At 66.9% G+C, this 15,407-nt stretch carries 18 protein-coding genes and 5 pseudogenes; 16 read left to right on the forward strand and 7 right to left on the reverse strand.

What is annotated here, in order from left to right:
- Positions 1–27 precede the first annotated feature (27 nt).
- Positions 28–714: a GNAT family N-acetyltransferase gene (locus OG395_RS57195; protein ID WP_327250053.1), complete on the reverse strand. Its 687-nt coding sequence runs from the start codon at positions 712–714 to the stop codon at positions 28–30.
- A gap of 39 nt (positions 715–753) precedes the next feature.
- On the opposite strand from OG395_RS57195, the gene OG395_RS57200 reads away from it, so the two are divergent.
- The 8 genes from OG395_RS57200 (at position 754) to OG395_RS57235 (ending at position 5,770) form a co-directional block, all read left to right on the forward strand.
- Entirely contained in the window at positions 754–876 is a 123-nt protein-coding gene (locus tag OG395_RS57200) for a hypothetical protein (RefSeq protein WP_327250054.1), read from the forward strand.
- A 221-nt stretch (positions 877–1,097) separates the two neighbouring features.
- Positions 1,098–1,262 carry a hypothetical protein gene (locus tag OG395_RS57205; protein ID WP_327250055.1) on the forward strand — a complete coding sequence of 55 codons (165 nt, stop codon included), beginning with the start codon at positions 1,098–1,100 and terminating at the stop codon, positions 1,260–1,262.
- Between the two features lie 384 nt (positions 1,263–1,646).
- The gene (locus OG395_RS57210) at positions 1,647–1,967 is read left to right on the forward strand and encodes a hypothetical protein (protein ID WP_327250056.1); all 321 of its coding nucleotides are present in this window, start codon (positions 1,647–1,649) and stop codon (positions 1,965–1,967) included.
- A 34-nt stretch (positions 1,968–2,001) separates the two neighbouring features.
- Positions 2,002–2,268 (forward strand): hypothetical protein, encoded by a 267-nt coding sequence (locus OG395_RS57215; RefSeq protein WP_327250057.1) that lies wholly within the window; start codon positions 2,002–2,004, stop codon positions 2,266–2,268.
- A gap of 314 nt (positions 2,269–2,582) precedes the next feature.
- Positions 2,583–3,026, forward strand: a complete 444-nt coding sequence (locus OG395_RS57220; RefSeq protein WP_327250058.1) for a hypothetical protein — start codon at positions 2,583–2,585, stop codon at positions 3,024–3,026.
- Between the two features lie 1,338 nt (positions 3,027–4,364).
- Positions 4,365–4,604, forward strand: a complete 240-nt coding sequence (locus tag OG395_RS57225; RefSeq protein WP_327250059.1) for a hypothetical protein — start codon at positions 4,365–4,367, stop codon at positions 4,602–4,604.
- Positions 4,604–4,981, forward strand: coding sequence for a fic family toxin-antitoxin system, toxin component (locus OG395_RS57230; RefSeq protein WP_313941824.1), 378 nt, complete (start codon positions 4,604–4,606; stop codon positions 4,979–4,981). Before OG395_RS57225 ends, OG395_RS57230 begins: the two co-directional genes overlap by 1 nt.
- 363 nt (positions 4,982–5,344) lie before the next feature.
- Positions 5,345–5,770 carry a hypothetical protein gene (locus OG395_RS57235; RefSeq protein ID WP_327250060.1) on the forward strand — a complete coding sequence of 142 codons (426 nt, stop codon included), beginning with the start codon at positions 5,345–5,347 and terminating at the stop codon, positions 5,768–5,770.
- A gap of 141 nt (positions 5,771–5,911) precedes the next feature.
- Here the strand turns inward: OG395_RS57235 and OG395_RS57240 are convergent, their stop codons facing one another.
- Positions 5,912–6,088 (reverse strand): hypothetical protein, encoded by a 177-nt coding sequence (locus OG395_RS57240; RefSeq protein WP_327250061.1) that lies wholly within the window; start codon positions 6,086–6,088, stop codon positions 5,912–5,914.
- Between the two features lie 492 nt (positions 6,089–6,580).
- Between OG395_RS57240 and OG395_RS57245 the strand changes: the two genes are divergently transcribed.
- Positions 6,581–8,077, forward strand: a complete 1,497-nt coding sequence (locus tag OG395_RS57245; RefSeq protein ID WP_327250062.1) for a hypothetical protein — start codon at positions 6,581–6,583, stop codon at positions 8,075–8,077.
- Positions 8,078–8,380: 303 nt separating this feature from the next.
- Here the strand turns inward: OG395_RS57245 and OG395_RS57250 are convergent.
- A pseudogene (locus tag OG395_RS57250) lies at positions 8,381–9,040 on the reverse strand (helicase associated domain-containing protein); the annotation flags it as partial.
- 39 nt (positions 9,041–9,079) lie between these two features.
- On the opposite strand from OG395_RS57250, the gene OG395_RS57255 reads away from it, so the two are divergent.
- Positions 9,080–9,613 carry an AAA family ATPase gene (locus tag OG395_RS57255; protein ID WP_327250170.1) on the forward strand — a complete coding sequence of 178 codons (534 nt, stop codon included), beginning with the start codon at positions 9,080–9,082 and terminating at the stop codon, positions 9,611–9,613.
- Positions 9,614–9,714: 101 nt separating this feature from the next.
- Here OG395_RS57255 and OG395_RS57260 read toward each other — a convergent pair.
- A pseudogene (locus OG395_RS57260) lies at positions 9,715–10,038 on the reverse strand (Helicase associated domain protein); the annotation flags it as partial.
- Between the two features lie 134 nt (positions 10,039–10,172).
- Between OG395_RS57260 and OG395_RS57265 the strand changes: the two are divergent.
- Positions 10,173–10,688, forward strand: coding sequence for a DUF2231 domain-containing protein (locus tag OG395_RS57265; protein WP_327250063.1), 516 nt, complete (start codon positions 10,173–10,175; stop codon positions 10,686–10,688).
- Between the two features lie 419 nt (positions 10,689–11,107).
- The gene (locus tag OG395_RS57270) at positions 11,108–11,371 is read left to right on the forward strand and encodes a hypothetical protein (RefSeq protein WP_327250064.1); all 264 of its coding nucleotides are present in this window, start codon (positions 11,108–11,110) and stop codon (positions 11,369–11,371) included.
- Here OG395_RS57270 and OG395_RS57275 read toward each other — a convergent pair.
- Positions 11,349–11,675 carry a hypothetical protein gene (locus OG395_RS57275; protein WP_327250065.1) on the reverse strand — a complete coding sequence of 109 codons (327 nt, stop codon included), beginning with the start codon at positions 11,673–11,675 and terminating at the stop codon, positions 11,349–11,351. The genes OG395_RS57270 and OG395_RS57275 overlap by 23 nt on opposite strands.
- On the opposite strand from OG395_RS57275, the pseudogene OG395_RS57280 reads away from it, so the two are divergent.
- Positions 11,669–11,800: pseudogene (locus OG395_RS57280) on the forward strand (IS5/IS1182 family transposase); the annotation flags it as partial. The gene OG395_RS57275 and the pseudogene OG395_RS57280 sit on opposite strands and share 7 nt — an antisense overlap.
- Before the next feature lie 16 nt (positions 11,801–11,816).
- Here OG395_RS57280 and OG395_RS57285 read toward each other — a convergent pair.
- Positions 11,817–12,384, reverse strand: a pseudogene (locus OG395_RS57285) (GNAT family N-acetyltransferase).
- 151 nt (positions 12,385–12,535) lie between these two features.
- Positions 12,536–13,126, reverse strand: coding sequence for a hypothetical protein (locus tag OG395_RS57290; RefSeq protein WP_327250066.1), 591 nt, complete (start codon positions 13,124–13,126; stop codon positions 12,536–12,538).
- A gap of 972 nt (positions 13,127–14,098) precedes the next feature.
- Here OG395_RS57290 and OG395_RS57295 point away from each other — a divergent pair.
- The 3 genes and pseudogenes from OG395_RS57295 to OG395_RS57305 all read left to right on the forward strand — a co-directional run bounded on the left by OG395_RS57295 (position 14,099) and on the right by OG395_RS57305 (position 14,913).
- The gene (locus tag OG395_RS57295) at positions 14,099–14,515 is read left to right on the forward strand and encodes a hypothetical protein (protein WP_327250067.1); all 417 of its coding nucleotides are present in this window, start codon (positions 14,099–14,101) and stop codon (positions 14,513–14,515) included.
- Positions 14,516–14,583: 68 nt separating this feature from the next.
- A pseudogene (locus OG395_RS57300) lies at positions 14,584–14,697 on the forward strand (single-stranded DNA-binding protein); the annotation flags it as partial.
- Entirely contained in the window at positions 14,680–14,913 is a 234-nt protein-coding gene (locus OG395_RS57305) for a hypothetical protein (protein WP_327250183.1), read from the forward strand. The pseudogene OG395_RS57300 and the gene OG395_RS57305, both read left to right, overlap by 18 nt.
- Positions 14,914–15,407: the final 494 nt, after the last annotated feature.

Raw genomic sequence — 15,407 nt, forward strand, 5'->3', positions numbered from 1 at the left:
ACCCTCATTGGATCTGCACCCATCCGCTTATGGCTCAGACCGTGATCCGCCGGGTAGTCCCTTTCTAGGGGGTACGGGCCTGGAGGTCCGGGGTACGGGCCTGGAGGTCCAAGAGCATCGTGTCGGAACCGCCATTGCGCCCGACCCGGGTAAAACCGAGGGATGTGTAGAGGCGTACGGCGGGGTTGCCCGTCCTCGACGCTGGAGGCTGAGGCGATCAACCGAAGCAGGCCGCTCGCCGGCTGCCCGGATCAGCGCCTCCATGAGCGCCTGGCCGTGCCCGCGGCCGCGCTGTCCGGGCAGCACGCCACGCGTCAGTTCGGGAACGTCCGGCGCGACGAAGCCGCAACCGGGCTCGTCCTCGGGTAGGCACCGCGCCCAGGCCGCGCCGACCGGCTCGCCGGCGTCAGTCTCGTTGACGACCCCGAAGTCGCCCCTGCGGGGCCAGCCGACGAGGTAGCGCGCGGCGTACGGGTCGACAGCGAGCTGCTCGACAGTGAACCGCTGCTCGCCGTTCCAGTTATACGCCTCCAGCAGGACGCGCCAGAGGAAGTCGGTGTCGCGGGCGATGGCGGGACGGACGGGCATTGGCGGCCTTCGGTCGGGAGCGAGACGGGGCGGCCGACGATAAGCGTCCATCAACGGGGCAGGCAACGGGATTCGACGCTGAGGAGATCCGCCGGACAGCTGGGGCGCGCATCCGGAAGACGACATTCTCAACGGTCGAAAAGTTAGGTACGTCCCTTGCGGTGTATGGCGAAGGGCGGCGGATTCAGCGGCCAGGGCTGGGTGCAGCCTCCTACGGCGGAGCGGGCGGTCTCGGCTGCGGAGGCCGCCGAGACCAACGGGATCCTGGCCCGCCTGCGCCGCACGTAACTGGGGCGCGGGTGTCAGATCCAGGTGTCTTCCAGTGCGCGGCGGTCGCCGGTGAGGGCGTAGCGGCGTGTGGCGAGGATGGTTTCCACGTCGCAACCGATGTCGTCGGCGTACCGGGCGAGGACCGTGTCTGCGGCTTCCTGGCAGGCTCCGGCAGTTGACCTCGGCGCGGGCTGCTCTCGGAGGCCAGTTGGACGCCGCCGGCATCACGGGAGATGCCCGTGAGGACGCATTGGGCGGCGGCCGACAACGTCATTGCCCTCGTGCGGGGGAACTTTGACTACCACTTCCTGGCCGAGCGTTACACCATTCCGCTGCAGAGGACCATCGGCACACCTGACTACGTCGGAGACCTCTTCTGCAATCCGAAATTCCGTACCCGGTAAACCCGCCAGGCCGGCTGAAATCAAGCCCTGGACGGCATCTGTCTGCAAGTACTTCTGTCGGGCTATGACACAAGTTCCGTGGCGCCGGGTAAGGGTCTGTCCAATGAGCCAGCCCATCCAGGACGGATCCGACGCCGTGATCGCACCAGTCATATAGGCATACAGGTCGCGCAGGAGTGATGTCCGCGCAGTCGGTGCAAGAGCGTTCATTCAGCCACGGCGAATGTTCCAGCCAATGCTTGTCGTTCGTCTGCAAGGGTTCCGGTGGGTCGGTATTTTGGCGGGGTCAGTCGGAAGGTGAGGGCGCGCAGAGACTTTGGTCTTGCGCGCCACAGAGAAGCCCGCCTCGCCCCGGAGAAGCCCGCCTCAGGGAAGGAAACCAGTATGACCACTGGAATCAAAGGCTGCGACAATCAGTCGAACTCTTACGTCTCTTTTGTTAATGAAGAGCATTCCGGGGACAGCGAGTCTGTGAGCCCGAGGTCGCACAGTGACGCGTATGCGTGGATCTCGCAGCACAAGGACAGGCCGCTGAGCGTTCAGACCGGACGGGGGCGGTGCATCATCTGGGATGACGACTGGAAGGTGAAGGGAGAGTGGGATGACGGCAAGGGAGAGTTCGTCTTCGCCGCTGTCCAGCGCAGCCCGCAGGACTACCAGATGACAGTCAGTAGCACGGGTGACATCACTCTGTCCGAGGTCTGATCCGAGGATCGGGTCGAAAGAGGAGGGGGCCGCCATGCCCATGCAGAACTGGCGTATCACGAATGCCATGGAGAATGTGACGGGAAACTGGGTGTACTACATCTGTACCGCCGTCACGGCATTTTCGAATCTCCATTTCAGTCGCCACGTCGACAATCCCAGCGACGACCATATGGCGACGAACGATGGCGCCTATTACTACTACGGTGCGACCGGCACGTTCAATCAGGCCGCCCAACACGCTGATCAAGCCGTCAGGCAAGCGCTCGTTGACGCTTGGAACGACTACTTCAGGGTATAAGGCGACCTGCCTGCCGCGGCAGGCGATCCGCGAGATCTCTCCAGTCGAGGGCCCCGCCAGGGATCGAAAACAGGACGCGGACACGGTTAAATAATGGACAGACGACGGCCCGCCGCCTTGACAGCGGCGGGCCGTCGTCGTTGGTCGCTGACCCACGGTAAAAGAAGCACGATCACTTCTCCCGGATCGGCGCATCATCGAGGAGGGAGTGAAAAGATCCCATGAAAGAGTGCTGAAAACCATCCCCTGCAAGCACGGAAAGAAATAATTGCATCGCATCGCGTACATATTCACCGGAAAGGACGCACACACGCATGAAGAAGACCTTATTCATTGCCGCCCCGCTCGCTCTCGCCGCGAGCCTTACTCTCGAACCGGCTGCCGGCGCTGCGCCTGCCTTCACGCCCGCCCTTGCCTGCCAGCAGGTCGTCGACCTCAAGACGCTGCCCGCCGGTACCAACCTCGACTTGGTCAACCAGGCTGCGAAAGCCCTCGGCCTGCTCGAAGTCCCCACCGTTCTCGGTGGAGCCTGCGACCGCCCCATCCGGACCGACGCCGACTCCGGCACGACCGCATATCCCGGACGCGGGCCCGTCATCCTGCGCACCAGCGAGTACGCCCGGTACCAGCAGTACTGCACCGACTCCGTCAGTGTGCTCGGCACCAGTGCCATCCCTGGAACCGACCTTCCCCCTGTCTCCGGACTGATCGTGTTCGGCTCCGGCTGCACCAGCGAACCGAATCCGCTCATCGTCTGAGCAGGCAAAAAAACATGAAGCGGTCCTTCCGTCCCGGAAAGACGACTGGATGCCCGTAGGGCCGTTCCCTGCCCCGGTCTTCGCGCTGGTTTCGCCGGTCGGGTTGTGCAGCCGGTGGCTTCTCCTGGGCGCGTGATGCTTCGTGGTTGCTGGTCAGCGCGGGTGGGCCGATGTGGACGCGCCGCGATATCTCTTCCTCCTCCGGGAGGAAGAGAGTCTTTCCCAGAATGCGGCGCCGTGGGGCGTCACCGGCTGAACGGTGGCCACCCGAGGATGGCGGCCGTTGCAGGTAAGGGCAGTAGACATACCAGGAAGGCCGCTGCCCGGTGGCGCCACAGCGACTCGAGCCATCGGCGCCAGAACTGGCTTGGCGTAGCGCTTCCGTGTTGCCCGTCGATCGCCATGTCACCCCTCAGCACGCACAGAAAAGACTCTTTGTAAACGGATGCGTACGGTGTGTGGGTTCAGCTCGATTGGTTTTTCGGTGCGATTGCGGTGAAGGCGCAGGAAGCGACGAGGGCGGGGATGTCGCGGCACTGTGTTCCCGGCCGGGCGGGTGGTGGACGGCCGGGACGTCGAGTTTCCCCATCGCCATCCGATGACTGGGCAAGCCCGTGGCGTCGGCCACCGACCGGTGGGAGACCCCCGAGGGGGAGAAACGCTCGCGCATGGTGATGGATGTCGACGATGTCGGCGCCTCGATGACCTTTGCCACGGTCGCGATCACGCGTACGACGCGCAGTATCCCTTTGCGTGAGACGGGACCGGATGACCCCTGGACCACCGCGAGCCGCACGCGGCCTACGACGGCCGTTTCTGCTGGGGACACCGATGTCTCTCCAGGCGAGCCGCCGTTCTGAGTATGGCTGCGGGGCACAGCCCTACGGCCCGGGGTCCCTGGGTTGAGTTGGTGTGGTAGATCATCTGCTGTGTCTGTTCGGGCGCTGGTCCGGTGTTGGCCGTACGGTCGGATGCGGGTGCCTGTGACAGGAGGGTGCTCTGTTGCCCCGCGGTTACTTCCCAGGGTTCCGCGGGGCCGCCTGGCCTCTGGTGCAGGGGCTGGTCCCAACCGACGTGGTGCTTGCCTGTTGTGTGGGCACGAGCGGCCGGATTCACCGTGCGGCCGGTTGCGGCAGCCTGACCGGCGATGCCCGAGGGCACGTGAACCTGCGACTCTGCGCGCAGCCGCACAGGGCATCGAGCTCGCCTGGGGTCCCCTCGGCTGCCCACCGGGCGAGAGTGCCTGGTTGTGGCGATCTTCGGCGGGGATTGGACGGACGAGACCGCCGCTCTTGTGGTTGCCTGGACAGACTGGTAACAGATGTTACCATGTGGAATATGACTAAGACGCAGCTGGGTGCACGCGTGGAACAGGACGTGGCGGAGCTTGCGAGGAAGCGCGCCGCCGACCTCGGACTGAGCATCGGGGACTACCTCGCCCGCCTTGTGCGGGACGACGCGAGCGGCCTGCGCGCCCGTTCGGTGGACGCTGCCGCGCGTTTCCTGTCCGAGCACCAGGCGGTCTTCGACGAGGCCGAGGATGCCCAGCAGGCGCCTGCGGGAGTGCGCGCCGCGTGATGGAACTGCACATCGACGTTCCCTGGATCCTGCAGGTCGCCGAGGTGGCCGGCGCGGATGATCCCGCCCCCGACGACTACGGCGTCCCCGTCGCCGCTGTCGCCCGTCACCGGGCCGAACTCTTCGAGCAGCCCGTCTACGACGGCCCCTACGCCAAAGCCGCAGCACTCGTGGACAACCTCGGCCGGTGCCGTTGGCTCGAGCGCTCCAACATGGCAGTGGCCGCCGCCACGGGCGTCATGTATCTCGAAGCCGCCGGTATCCCCGTGAAGCCCACCCGCGACGACGCCATCGCTCTCAAAGACCTCCTCCTCGATTCCGCCTGCACCGCCGCGAGGATCGCCACGCTGCTGCGGACCTGGCCCACCACCACCTGACGCTCGCAGGGCGCGACGCCGCTTCCAGGACGCCAGGAGCGGTACCGATCATGCAGGGGCCGTTGAACGCCCTCCTGCACTGACATGCCCGGTGGCATATCGAGGCGTGCTCCGGAGGGGCCGTGCAGTTCACCGTCCCGCCAACGGCCACGCCGCTCCGGGCCGGCAGCGCATGAACCTCCCGTTCGTGATGAACAACCGCGCCCGCGCCGTCATCGAGTGTCCGGACGCCGGCACCACCCGGACGTGGAAGCCGGCACTGCCGCGCACGCCGCGATGATGGCCGAGGACCGCGAACCGGCCATGCACCGCACGGAGTTCGCCTGACATCTTGCGGCGAATATTTATTGCGACGATCGCAATATGAATCTGATCGGTGACATCGCAGCGATCCGCTTCCCGCTCCCTGGGCCGGGCTCGGTTACCCCGCCCGATCTCTACTTCGACGCCTGTGAACAGGCCGAACGCCTCCGCGCCGAGGAAGCGGAGAACCTGGAAGCCGCGAGCGACGGCCTGGATACCGACCCGCTGCTCCTGGCCCTGCAGGATGCCCGGGCTCGCAAGGCCTCGGCGGATGCCGAGATCCGCCGACTCCTCGCCTACGGACGGGAGTTCCACGGCGCTCGCCCGTACCGCCTGGAATCCCTGGCTGAGGCCAGCGGCATGACGATCTCCGGCATCCGCACCGCCTACGGGAACGACGAGATCACCGAGGTGGCCCGGGAGGTCCACCGAGAACCCAACCGGCGCACCGCTAGATCACTGACCAAGGAGGCCCTTGACCAATAGCCAGGACACCTGCCTCTGCCCCACCCCTTGGCCGCGCCTCATCACCGTCATTGAACAACGCGAGTGCACCGTCACGCCTGCACCCGTGCACAGCCCCGCTTCCGCGCTCTACCTCGCCCACTGTGCCGTGTGCAGGACTCCCTACACACACCCCTGGAGGAGAGCTCCCTCTACCCTGACCACCCGAAGGTTGCAGAAAGCCGCGGCTGCCGAGGAGATGTCTTCCCAGGCTTCCACCATGAACTCGCCGACGACGAACTGCGGATGGTGCGGCGTGTACGTGGCCATGACCTTCGTCCAGCTTGCCGTGAGCGCCACTGGACACAGAGCACCGATCCCTGCCGCAAGCGCAGACGATAAGGCGCTGCCTCGCCTCGTGCCGTCGATGGCTGCGCGGCGGCACGGTGGTCGGTGTCGGTTTCCGCCGGGGAAGGGTGTGGGGTGGGGGAGCCGGGCGCGTGGGGTGAGGACACGGCTGGGCTGAGGGTGTCCAGGCCGGTGCTGGTCGCGATTCTCACGCCTGGCGGGGGACCGCCGCCGCGGACGACGTGTACCACGACGTGTCGGGATTCTGCCGCTCCGTGAGACTGCAGGACATCCGGGATCGACAATACGTATCCGGCGCCCGGTCGTTATGCCGGCGACAGCGACACCGTCTGCGGCGCACTCGGGCAAACCGCGGACCACATCGGGACACTCACCGCTGAACTGCTCGGTCTCCTCGACGAAGCACAGCGGGTGGAGGCCGAGATGCGTCGGCACCGGGGCCTGCCACCAGGACACTACCGACATGCCCCGTAGGGTTCTGTCATGGGATTCACCGACGTCCGCCTTGACGGACTGGTCACGTTGCCTCGCTATGCGGTGGCCGACTGTCCGATGGGGCTCCTGACGCCGGACCAGTGCCGGGCGCACGGTCTTGTCCGTCCTCCCGGCGATCACGCGAAGGTGGATGCCTGGCTGGTCGAGGAGAGAGGTGCAGGGTATGTGCATCGGCCGCTCCACGACCTGCACGGCCTGGTTGCAGTGGAGTCGGAGGACCGCGCGGCCCCTTCCTGGAGTGCTGTCGTCCGTGACATGGCGCGTAAGCACATCGCGCTCGAGGCCAAGGAACTCGTTGCCCGCGCCGAGTACCGGGCAGGTGTGGTCGCGGACCGAACCCTGAGCGGCAGAGTCGTCAGGCCGAAGGGAAGGCCCTACGCCTACGGCCACCCGCTGGTCGCCACGGTGCGCCAGACAGCCTGCTGCGGCCGCGTCTCCGAAGTCGCCGTGAGTTCCCTCTTCGATCTCATCGCCGTGCACCACCGGTTCCGCAGCGAGCCGGGTCCCACCTGCCTGCCCAGCGATCACCCGCGGACTGGCGTCGACTTCGCCGACGTACTGCCCGAGCTGGAGCGCCTGTTCGCCAAGCGGGCCCAGGGAGAAGGTGTCATGGTGTGGGGCGCACAGCCGGTCCTCGCCCTGTACGCCGAGATCAAGCTCGCCCGTCCCACCGCAAAGCACGGCGACCTGTACTGGCTGATGGGCTATACGTACGACCTTCAGGTGGACGAGGCGGCCTGGCGCACCGGAGTCGACGGTTTCCCGGACCTCGTCGCGGCTCCCGTCGGAGACGATGCGGCTCAGGACGCCGCGCAACTCGTTCGCTTGGTCCATGAGTTGGCGGCTTCCCACCGTAGACACATGGGAGGAGCCATACCGCAGCGAGCCGACACACCGGTCGGCCCTCCGATTACGCCGCAGTACCTCCTGCCCTGCGCTCTGGGAACTCCGGGCGATCCTCCAGCCGCCGTTATGACAGTTCCCGCTGACCTTTTCGACGGCGCGAGCGACGCGCAGCGTCACGGCACGGTGCGCCGCGAGCAGGCGCTGCTGCGCCGACGGCTCCTCGGCGGGCGCACAGCCGCCCCCTGCGCACTGTGCGGGACCACGTATCCGGCGCCCTATCTGCGCGCCGCTCACATCAAGCGGAGGGCCGACGCCAGCGAGGACGAACGCCGCACCGCTGCCGTCGGGATGCTCGCGTGCACTTTCGGCTGCGACCAGATGTTTGAACTCGGCGACATCTACGTCGACGCCGACGGCGTTGTCCGTGCCCGCGCCGGTCTAGTTCCCAACGCCACCGCTGTCCTCAGCGCCGCCCGTCGGTTGGACGGGCGACGCTGCGAGGCGGCGGGGCCTGCCCAGGAGCCCTTCTTCCGTTACCACCGTGAGAGCCATGGACACGGTACGCCCCTTGAACCATCCGAGCCCGGCCCCACGCACACCCTGGGCGGCGGCCACTGTGTCACCGATGCTGGCCGTTGAGCTGCGGCGCGGAAGGGCGTGCCGATCTACGTAGAAAGGCCTCACGAGAGGCGGACACCGACTGGTAGTTTCGTGCGTTCGCGCGGGGGCTATGAAGCAGTCTGCTTGTTGAATCTGCTCCGCTGTATGCACCTTTGACCTCGCCAATGTGACGTCAGATCCCAGAAACTTTCGGCGAAAATAGATGGGCCCGCACGGCAATGTGCGGGCCCAATGTGTATGTCGCAGGTCCTCTGTCCAGCGCATCCCGATCGCGGACAGCTGTTCCACTCGTTGGGGTGTGAGCCTGGCGGCGCGTGAGCGTTGGTTGCTCACCCAGGCACCGAGACGGGTGTCGCGCTGCTCCTGGCCCTCACCGTCGCTGTCGCTTGGGCTGCTGATGGTGACGGTTTCTACGTGTTTGCGGGGGACCTGGAGGTGTCCCTCGCGCTCGTAGAACTGCGTGGCGGCGGTGAGGTGGAGTGCCCATTTCTGTGCCTGGCTGGTGCGTGGTTTGGCTTTCTCGTCCTCGCTGGCGGGTTTGATGCCGAGGATGTGTACCAGCATCCATTGCTGCACCCCGGTGAGCTTGTCCCACCCGACCCTCTGTGCCTGGACCCAGCGCCCCAAATCTTCGCCTTGGCGCACGACGTCGCCCGCCGTGGTGGGCAGCGTCCCGCCCGCGTCCAGATGCAGCCGGACGAGGTGGAAGCACCGCTGCCACGTCACCGGCCAGCTCGGGCACCAGGACGCGTCGATGTCCTCCAGCTGCTCGCGCCGCTCGTCCGACAGCGCCCCGGCCGACGACTCCACGGGCAGGCCCTCGGTACGCCGCTGCTCGTTCTCCTGCGCCTTGCGGGCGGCGGCCCGCGCGTTCTTCAACCAGATGCCCACCGCCGCGCCCTGGAAGGTGGCATCCAGCGGCGCCAGCAGATGGCCCGCCGCGGGGGACGGATCATGCACGCGTCGCTCGGACAACGACACCGGGCTGTGTCACTGGCCGCCGATAGCGTGACCGTCGTGATGGTAGGTACCGAAGAAACCCGGCTGGTCGTGCTGCGCGGCAACAGCGCCTCGGGCAAGTCGTCCGTCGCGGCCGGCCTCCGCGAGAGGTTCGGCCGCGGCCTGGCCCTCGTCGGCCAGGACAACCTGCGCCGCATCGTGCTGCGCGAGCGGGACCGGCCTGGCGCGGCGAACATCGGCCTGATCGACCTGACCGCCCGCTACGCCCTGGACGCTGGGTATCACGTCGTTGTCGAGGGCATCCTCTACGCTGACCGCTACGGCGAGATGCTCGCCCAGCTGCGCGCAGACCACCGCGGCCCGACCCATGGCTACTACTTGGACGTCCCGTTCATCGAGACCCTCGCCCGGCACGCCACCAAGCCGATCGCGAACGACGTCGGGGAGGAGGCGCTACGCGACTGGTACCGGGAATGCGATCTGTTGCCTGGCGGCGTCGAAACCGTCATCGGCGCCGACAGCACCGTGACCGAGACCGTCGACCGCATCATGCTCGACACCGGCCTGGTCGGCCTTCCCGCACTGGAACGCTGACAGCACGAGACCCCGGGAATCTGCCATGACATCCCGAGGTCTCGTGCTGTGCACTTCGCTTGACCGTCCGTTTCAACGACCCGCCGGCGGGAGTGTCACGCTCAGTCGACGCCCAGCTTCCGCAGCGCGTCCAGCTGCTCTTGGGTGAGCTTGTCCCGCCTCGCGCGGGTGTTCGATGTCCATACGCCGAGCTTCACGATCACCGGCTCCGTCTCGCCGTTGACTGCGATCGTCTCGCTGTGCCCGCGCGATACCGGCCGGTCCGTGCCCTCCCGCGCCACCCACTGCGCGAGGGCATGCACACCCCTCTGGAACGCCTGCTGCGCCTTCGTCGGCCCCTTCGTCGCGCGCGTGGCCGCCGGGGCGGGAGATGACGCCTGGGTGGGCTGCACGCCCAACTTGGACAGGCGCTCCTGCTGCTCGGGGGAGGAGCTGCGCCCGACGAGGCTGAGAGGCAACTGAGAAGTCTCCGTGAAAAAGTGCCGAGGTTCTTCCGCGCTGGCTGGAAATCCAGTCCACGCACTTACGGTCCGGCCAAGCACCCATGGAGAAAGCCCTCATGAGTCTCACCGTTGTCAGCGGACTGCCCGCACACGTTCTGTTCGTGCACTTCGTCATCGTGCTCGTGCCTCTGAGTGCCCTGGCACTCGTGGTGTGTGCGGCCTGGCCCGGCGGAGCCCGGCGGCTCGGCCTACTGCTGCCCGTCCTCGCGCTCGTGACGTTGGCGAGCGTGCCGTTGGCCACACACGCGGGAGAGTGGCTGGAAGAGCACGTCGACGGCGACGCGCTGGTGCGCAAGCACGCCGAACTCGGCGATGGCCTGCTGCCGTGGGCTCTCGGCCTCTTTGCGATCTCGGCCGTCGTCTGGTGGACGGCCCGCCGCTCGGCGCCCGCCCCGGACGGCACGTCGGGTGCCTCATGGTCACCCCCGGTACTGCTTCGGGGCGCGGTCGTGATCCTCTCCCTCGCTGTCGCGGTCGGCGCTGTGGTGGACGTCTACCAGATCGGCGACTCGGGCGCCAAGGCCGCCTGGCACGACAACTACTCGAAGACGGCCACGCAGCATGGCGGCTGATGGACGAAGCCGACATTGAGCCCGGCGGTCAGCACCCCGGCCACCGATTCACGCGTGTGGCACGGCCTCGAACGAGACCAAGGGCCAGCTCGGGAGGAAACCCCTCCTGAGCTGGCCCTTCTGCCTGTGCCCCCGGCAGGATTCGAATCCAGGCGTGCGCTAGAAATCAAACATGTGATCTATTCGAGGTATGGAGCCCACTACCTTCCCTCAGGACCTGGTGCAGGCCAAGCAGGACTGGATCCGCATCTACGAAGCCCTTGCCCAGTCCCGTCCCACCGCAACACCGCGCTGCGCCGACGGCTATACGAGCTCTCCGTGTAGATCTGATGGCATCCCTCCTTCACCACATCCGCAGGCGGTACTCCGGCTGCTCAGGTGGAGCTGCGCCGCCAAGCCCGCGAGCGTGGGCAGCGAGTATGAGCGCCGACGGCCTGACCGCTCGGCGGGAGGCCGTCCTGCGGGCGATCCGGGACGTCATTGCGGACACCGGAGACGCCCCCACGATTCGGGAGATCGAGCAGCGCGTTGTCCAGCCCTGGCTCGGTCGCCTACCAGCTCGGCCAGCTGGAGAACCTTGGGCTGATCAGCCGGCCGCTGGCGTTCCTGTCGACTCGCCGGGTAGCCGCAAGACCAAGGCGGTGCCCGGGTTGGGGCGGGTCACCGCATCCACACCACTGTGAGCCTTCCGTGCCGGCCCGTTCCCGCCAGAATCTCCACCGTCAGGTCGGTCTGGATCCGGGTGTACGTCTCCCCTCCGGCTCGTCGCTCACCCACCACCTCCGCACCAGCCAGGGCGGCACCGACGCGTGCGGCGAGGGCCGGCTCGAGGCGGGCCGACAGCCATGGCGTGCTCTCCCCTTCGGGCACCAGGGCGAGGTTGCGGGGTCGCTTCCGGTGGCCGGTGTAGCCGACGACCGTGGTGTCGATGGTGTCGGCGTGGCACTGGTGGAGTGTCGGTATTCGAGAGTTGCAGTATTCGCCCACAGGGCGAGCAGCCCCGCACCCGACCTGGTCACGCCAGCGGTGACAAGGTGTAAGGCTCCTGCCGCAACGGGTGCTACCTGCGACGACGCCAGATCAAGCACACGATCCCAGAGCCGAAGAACCAGCCGGGTAGCGTCGGACTCAATCGCCTGATCGACTGCCAAGATCCGCGGACAGCGCCGCGTAGATGTACTCGCTGCCCCAGCGATCCCCGTCGAGGTCGTTCTCGACCAGGTGCGCCTCCCGGCGCATCCCGAGGCGCTCACAGACCCGCACAGACGGTGTTCTCCACATCCAGCCGTGCGTAGAGCCGGTGCACGCCCAGCGTGTCGAAGGCAAACCCGGCCAGCGCCGCGGCCGCCTCGGTCGCGTAGCCGTGTCCCTCGTGACTTGGGTCGAGAGTCCAGCCGATCTCGGCCTGGGCGGCGCGGACATCGGCCAGGGTGAGGCTCACCTCTCCAAGGACGCCGGGCTCATCGCGTCGGCAGACAGCGAGCGCCAGCTTGTCCCCGTCGGCGCGCCAGGCCGTCTGCGCCGCACGCTCGGCGGCAACTTGCTCGCTGCGCTCACGCGTGTGCGCCGGCCGGTACAAGTAGCGCGCCACGCTCGGCAGGCTCTGGTAGGCGTACAGGTCGTCGGCGTCGCCGGGAGTGAACAGACGCAGCGACAACCGGGACGTGGTCAACGGCAGCAGCGAAGCGATGTCCATGCGGACCTCCGGGACGCGGATGTGGATCAAGTTGCGGACGGATTGTCGCATCACGACTGCCCCGCAGCCACGCCTTTTCAAGAGCAGCGGTCGGCAGCCGCACTTCACCACGAGGCGTGGCTTTCCAGGAGTTGTTTACTGACCCACACTCCTAGCCCTGCGGGGCGTCCCGTCTCGCTGCCAAATATTCGGACCAGTTCCCGCCGGCGAGGGTGGCCCAGCGTTCGGCAGTCTTGGGGTGGATGCCGAGCAGGTCGGCGATGACCATGGGCGGCAGGTCTACCAGGGCGTCCATCATGGCGGTGTTCCGTGCTGCGCGGGCGGACAGACCGTGGTGTCTCAGTGTGTCGGCGAGGCCGAGGGGGTTACGCGGGCGTCCAGGGCTCTGGCCGGGTAAGAGGTACCTACGTCCGGCCGGAATGCTGTGACGGGGCGTGCTGTGTCGGAGCTGATCGTCGATGAGACCGGCGAGCTTCGGCGGGAGCACGAAGGGGTGCTGGTTGACGGCCAGGTAGGTGTGCTCCTGGTCGCGGCTGATGTGGTCCTCGGTGAGCTCGACGATGCGGGTCAGGGGAAGGGCATAGAGACGGACGAGAGCAGCCGCGACGCGGACGTCCAGGGGCAACGTGGTGTCGTTGAAGCAGCGCAGCAGCTCGTTTCGGGCCTCGTCCTCGGCCCCGCGATCCGCCAGAGCCGCCCGGCACGGTCCGCGTACACCGCCAGGACCACTGGACCCCCGCACCGCACCGCTCCCGCCATCGGCCGCGCACCGGCCCGCCCTCCGGGGAGGGTGCCAGGGTCGGGGGTGTGCCACGCACAGTCGGCGGCGCGGCAGCCGCACCACGCCCCGGGACGCGGCCCGCCGCCCGCGCGGACGTGGGACAGGTGCGTGTTGACGTGCCCGACCGCTGCCTTGCGTCCCGCAGCGGCGCTGGGAAAGCGCTGGTCGGCGCAGGCCGGGCGGGAGCAGGAGAGCCGGACCGAGCCGGCGGAGGGACGGCCGTAGGGGTCCAGGCGCACCGTCCATACCCGCCCTGCGACGTGCTCCTCCTGCGTACCGGCCTCCACTGCCATGTGCGTACTCCCAGCGTTACTTGTGCCGTTGCCCCGGGCGGTCCCCATCATCGGGGATACCGGCCGATCAGCCCCCCGAGGACCGGCAGTTTCGCCCACGACAGAGACCTCGGCAACCAGCGCGTTGAGGGGCATCGGCGCCAAGGCGGGATCGGCGCGTCGATCGCGTACCTGTGGAACTGCTACCAGGACCTGATTGAGGATGAGTAGATTCCGTGCAGGACGAAGTAGCCCGCGCTCGTCACTTCACGGAGGAGCCGCCAAAGACATTCCGTGATCAGCGCACGCGTCCGAGGCGGATCACGCTGCCTGCGCTCTCTCGGTTCCGTGTCAGTGAATGGTGTGACGGTGGCGGGTTCCTTGTGTGTTGCCTGGACGTGCTGGTCAGTGAGCCATACGTCGGGATCGCCGTACGTGCTGCCACTGTCATGAGATGAGAGATCGGGGGTGTCGGTACTGTCACCGGGCGTATGGGTGCCGGTCGCGTACTGACACGAAATCGAGAGATCGCAGCTGGGGAAGAGGTCTGCTTCGGGCTGGGGCCGGCTGTCGGGTCTGTGGTGCGGCTGCGGGGGAACGCCTGGTTGTCTGATGATCAGGAGTGGCAGGCTGTGCCTCCGTTCGAAAAGGGAGCTTCGTGATGTCTGACCATCCGGATATGGAGCGCGTCGACTGCACTGACTGCTTCGCTCTGCCGGGCCCGGACAATACCCGCGTCTTGTCCGCCAGGGCCGGCGGAATGCTCGGCGAGGTCTGGCACATGCCTGATTGCCCGCAGTTCACGATCATGCGGATCATGGGCGAGGAAGGGTGTAAGCGGGTTCTGGAGGAGGAAGTGTGGGCCACGGGCGTTTTTCATGCCGCGCGCGAGCGGTTGCAGCAGGCCTTTGCCGCGTTGCCTGCGGACACTGCGGTCCAGCCGTTCGTCGGCGCGCTGACCGAGCTGGTTCAGGCGCAGGCCGACACCACCGGTTTTGCCATGCTGCACCGGTGGGCGGAGATCCTGGACCGGCATTTCCCGCCATCGTTTCCCGATTCTGACCGCACCACCGGGTAGCGGCCCGGCGCAGTACTGATGCGAAGCTTTTGGGGGCGGTGTCATAGGGGTGTGTCAGGGTTGGCGTTATGCGTAATGACCTTCCTTTGACGGTGATCGGGAACCTTGTTGATGACCCAGAGTTGCGGTTTACCTCTGCCGGGGTACCAGTTGCCCGGTTTACGGTGGCTACCACTCCCCGGCCCGCCCCGAAAGCAGAGGGAGCCATCCCGACGACAGTCCGCTTCGACCCGGGCGAGTCCCTGGAGATCGATCAGTGGCTCATGGAACTGAGGACCCAGACCGGCATCCGCTGGGACAAGGCCGAAGTAATCCGTGAACTGCTGCGTATGGCACGCACTCCCGACAGCATCCTGCGCGACGCGCTGACCGCCCGCGCCCAGAGAGCCGGCACCTGAGACGCGGGCCGTACAGAGGGTCCATGCCAGAGCGGCACGGGCCCTCTGTACGGTCTCCAGCGCGGCGACGCCGCTCCAAGTCCGAGAACTGGCCACCGCCCGGAGCTCGTCAACACCCCGGGCGTGGTTCGAGGCCACACCGTTCAACGGCGGCTATTCGAAAGCGTGGATAACCGCGTCGAGGATGGCACGTACGCCCGTCCAATCCTGCGTGTTGACGATTGAGGAATCATGCTGCGCGCGAAAGAGCTTCAAGGTGTAAGCCTGGTGGATCGCTCTCTTGTCGGTGACCTCTCCGTGGTACTGCTGGCAAGCAGGGCTATAGCTGCTCCATTGGACGGGGCGCAGTTTTCCATTGGGCAGGGACAGCGCGTCTCGGCCGAGGTAGAGCTTGATCGATCCGGCCAGCCCATTGACGTCCGCTCGGGTGAAACTACCCGAGGGAGTATCGATACTCGGGCCCAGCGTCGGGTAGCTGGAGGCTAGCTAACCGA

The sequence above is a fragment of the Streptomyces sp. NBC_01320 genome (genome assembly GCF_035974375.1).
GTDB lineage: Bacteria > Actinomycetota > Actinomycetes > Streptomycetales > Streptomycetaceae > Streptomyces > Streptomyces yanii.

Excerpts from the sequence above, each read along its gene's own strand:
- OG395_RS57265 (WP_327250063.1), top strand. The coding sequence starts at position 10,173 with ATGAGTCTCACCGTTGTCAGCGGACTGCCCGCACACGTTCTGTTCGTG.
- OG395_RS57255 (WP_327250170.1), top strand. The coding sequence starts at position 9,080 with ATGGTAGGTACCGAAGAAACCCGGCTGGTCGTGCTGCGCGGCAACAGC.
- OG395_RS57235 (WP_327250060.1), top strand. The coding sequence starts at position 5,345 with ATGAATCTGATCGGTGACATCGCAGCGATCCGCTTCCCGCTCCCTGGG.
- OG395_RS57215 (WP_327250057.1), top strand. The coding sequence starts at position 2,002 with ATGCCCATGCAGAACTGGCGTATCACGAATGCCATGGAGAATGTGACG.
- OG395_RS57210 (WP_327250056.1), top strand. The coding sequence starts at position 1,647 with ATGACCACTGGAATCAAAGGCTGCGACAATCAGTCGAACTCTTACGTC.
- OG395_RS57230 (WP_313941824.1), top strand. The coding sequence starts at position 4,604 with ATGGAACTGCACATCGACGTTCCCTGGATCCTGCAGGTCGCCGAGGTG.
- OG395_RS57200 (WP_327250054.1), top strand. The coding sequence starts at position 754 with ATGGCGAAGGGCGGCGGATTCAGCGGCCAGGGCTGGGTGCAGCCTCCT.
- OG395_RS57245 (WP_327250062.1), top strand. The coding sequence starts at position 6,581 with ATGGGATTCACCGACGTCCGCCTTGACGGACTGGTCACGTTGCCTCGC.
- OG395_RS57220 (WP_327250058.1), top strand. The coding sequence starts at position 2,583 with ATGAAGAAGACCTTATTCATTGCCGCCCCGCTCGCTCTCGCCGCGAGC.
- OG395_RS57195 (WP_327250053.1), bottom strand. The coding sequence starts at position 714 with ATGTCGTCTTCCGGATGCGCGCCCCAGCTGTCCGGCGGATCTCCTCAG.
- OG395_RS57225 (WP_327250059.1), top strand. The coding sequence starts at position 4,365 with ATGACTAAGACGCAGCTGGGTGCACGCGTGGAACAGGACGTGGCGGAG.
- OG395_RS57295 (WP_327250067.1), top strand. The coding sequence starts at position 14,099 with ATGTCTGACCATCCGGATATGGAGCGCGTCGACTGCACTGACTGCTTC.
- OG395_RS57270 (WP_327250064.1), top strand. The coding sequence starts at position 11,108 with ATGAGCGCCGACGGCCTGACCGCTCGGCGGGAGGCCGTCCTGCGGGCG.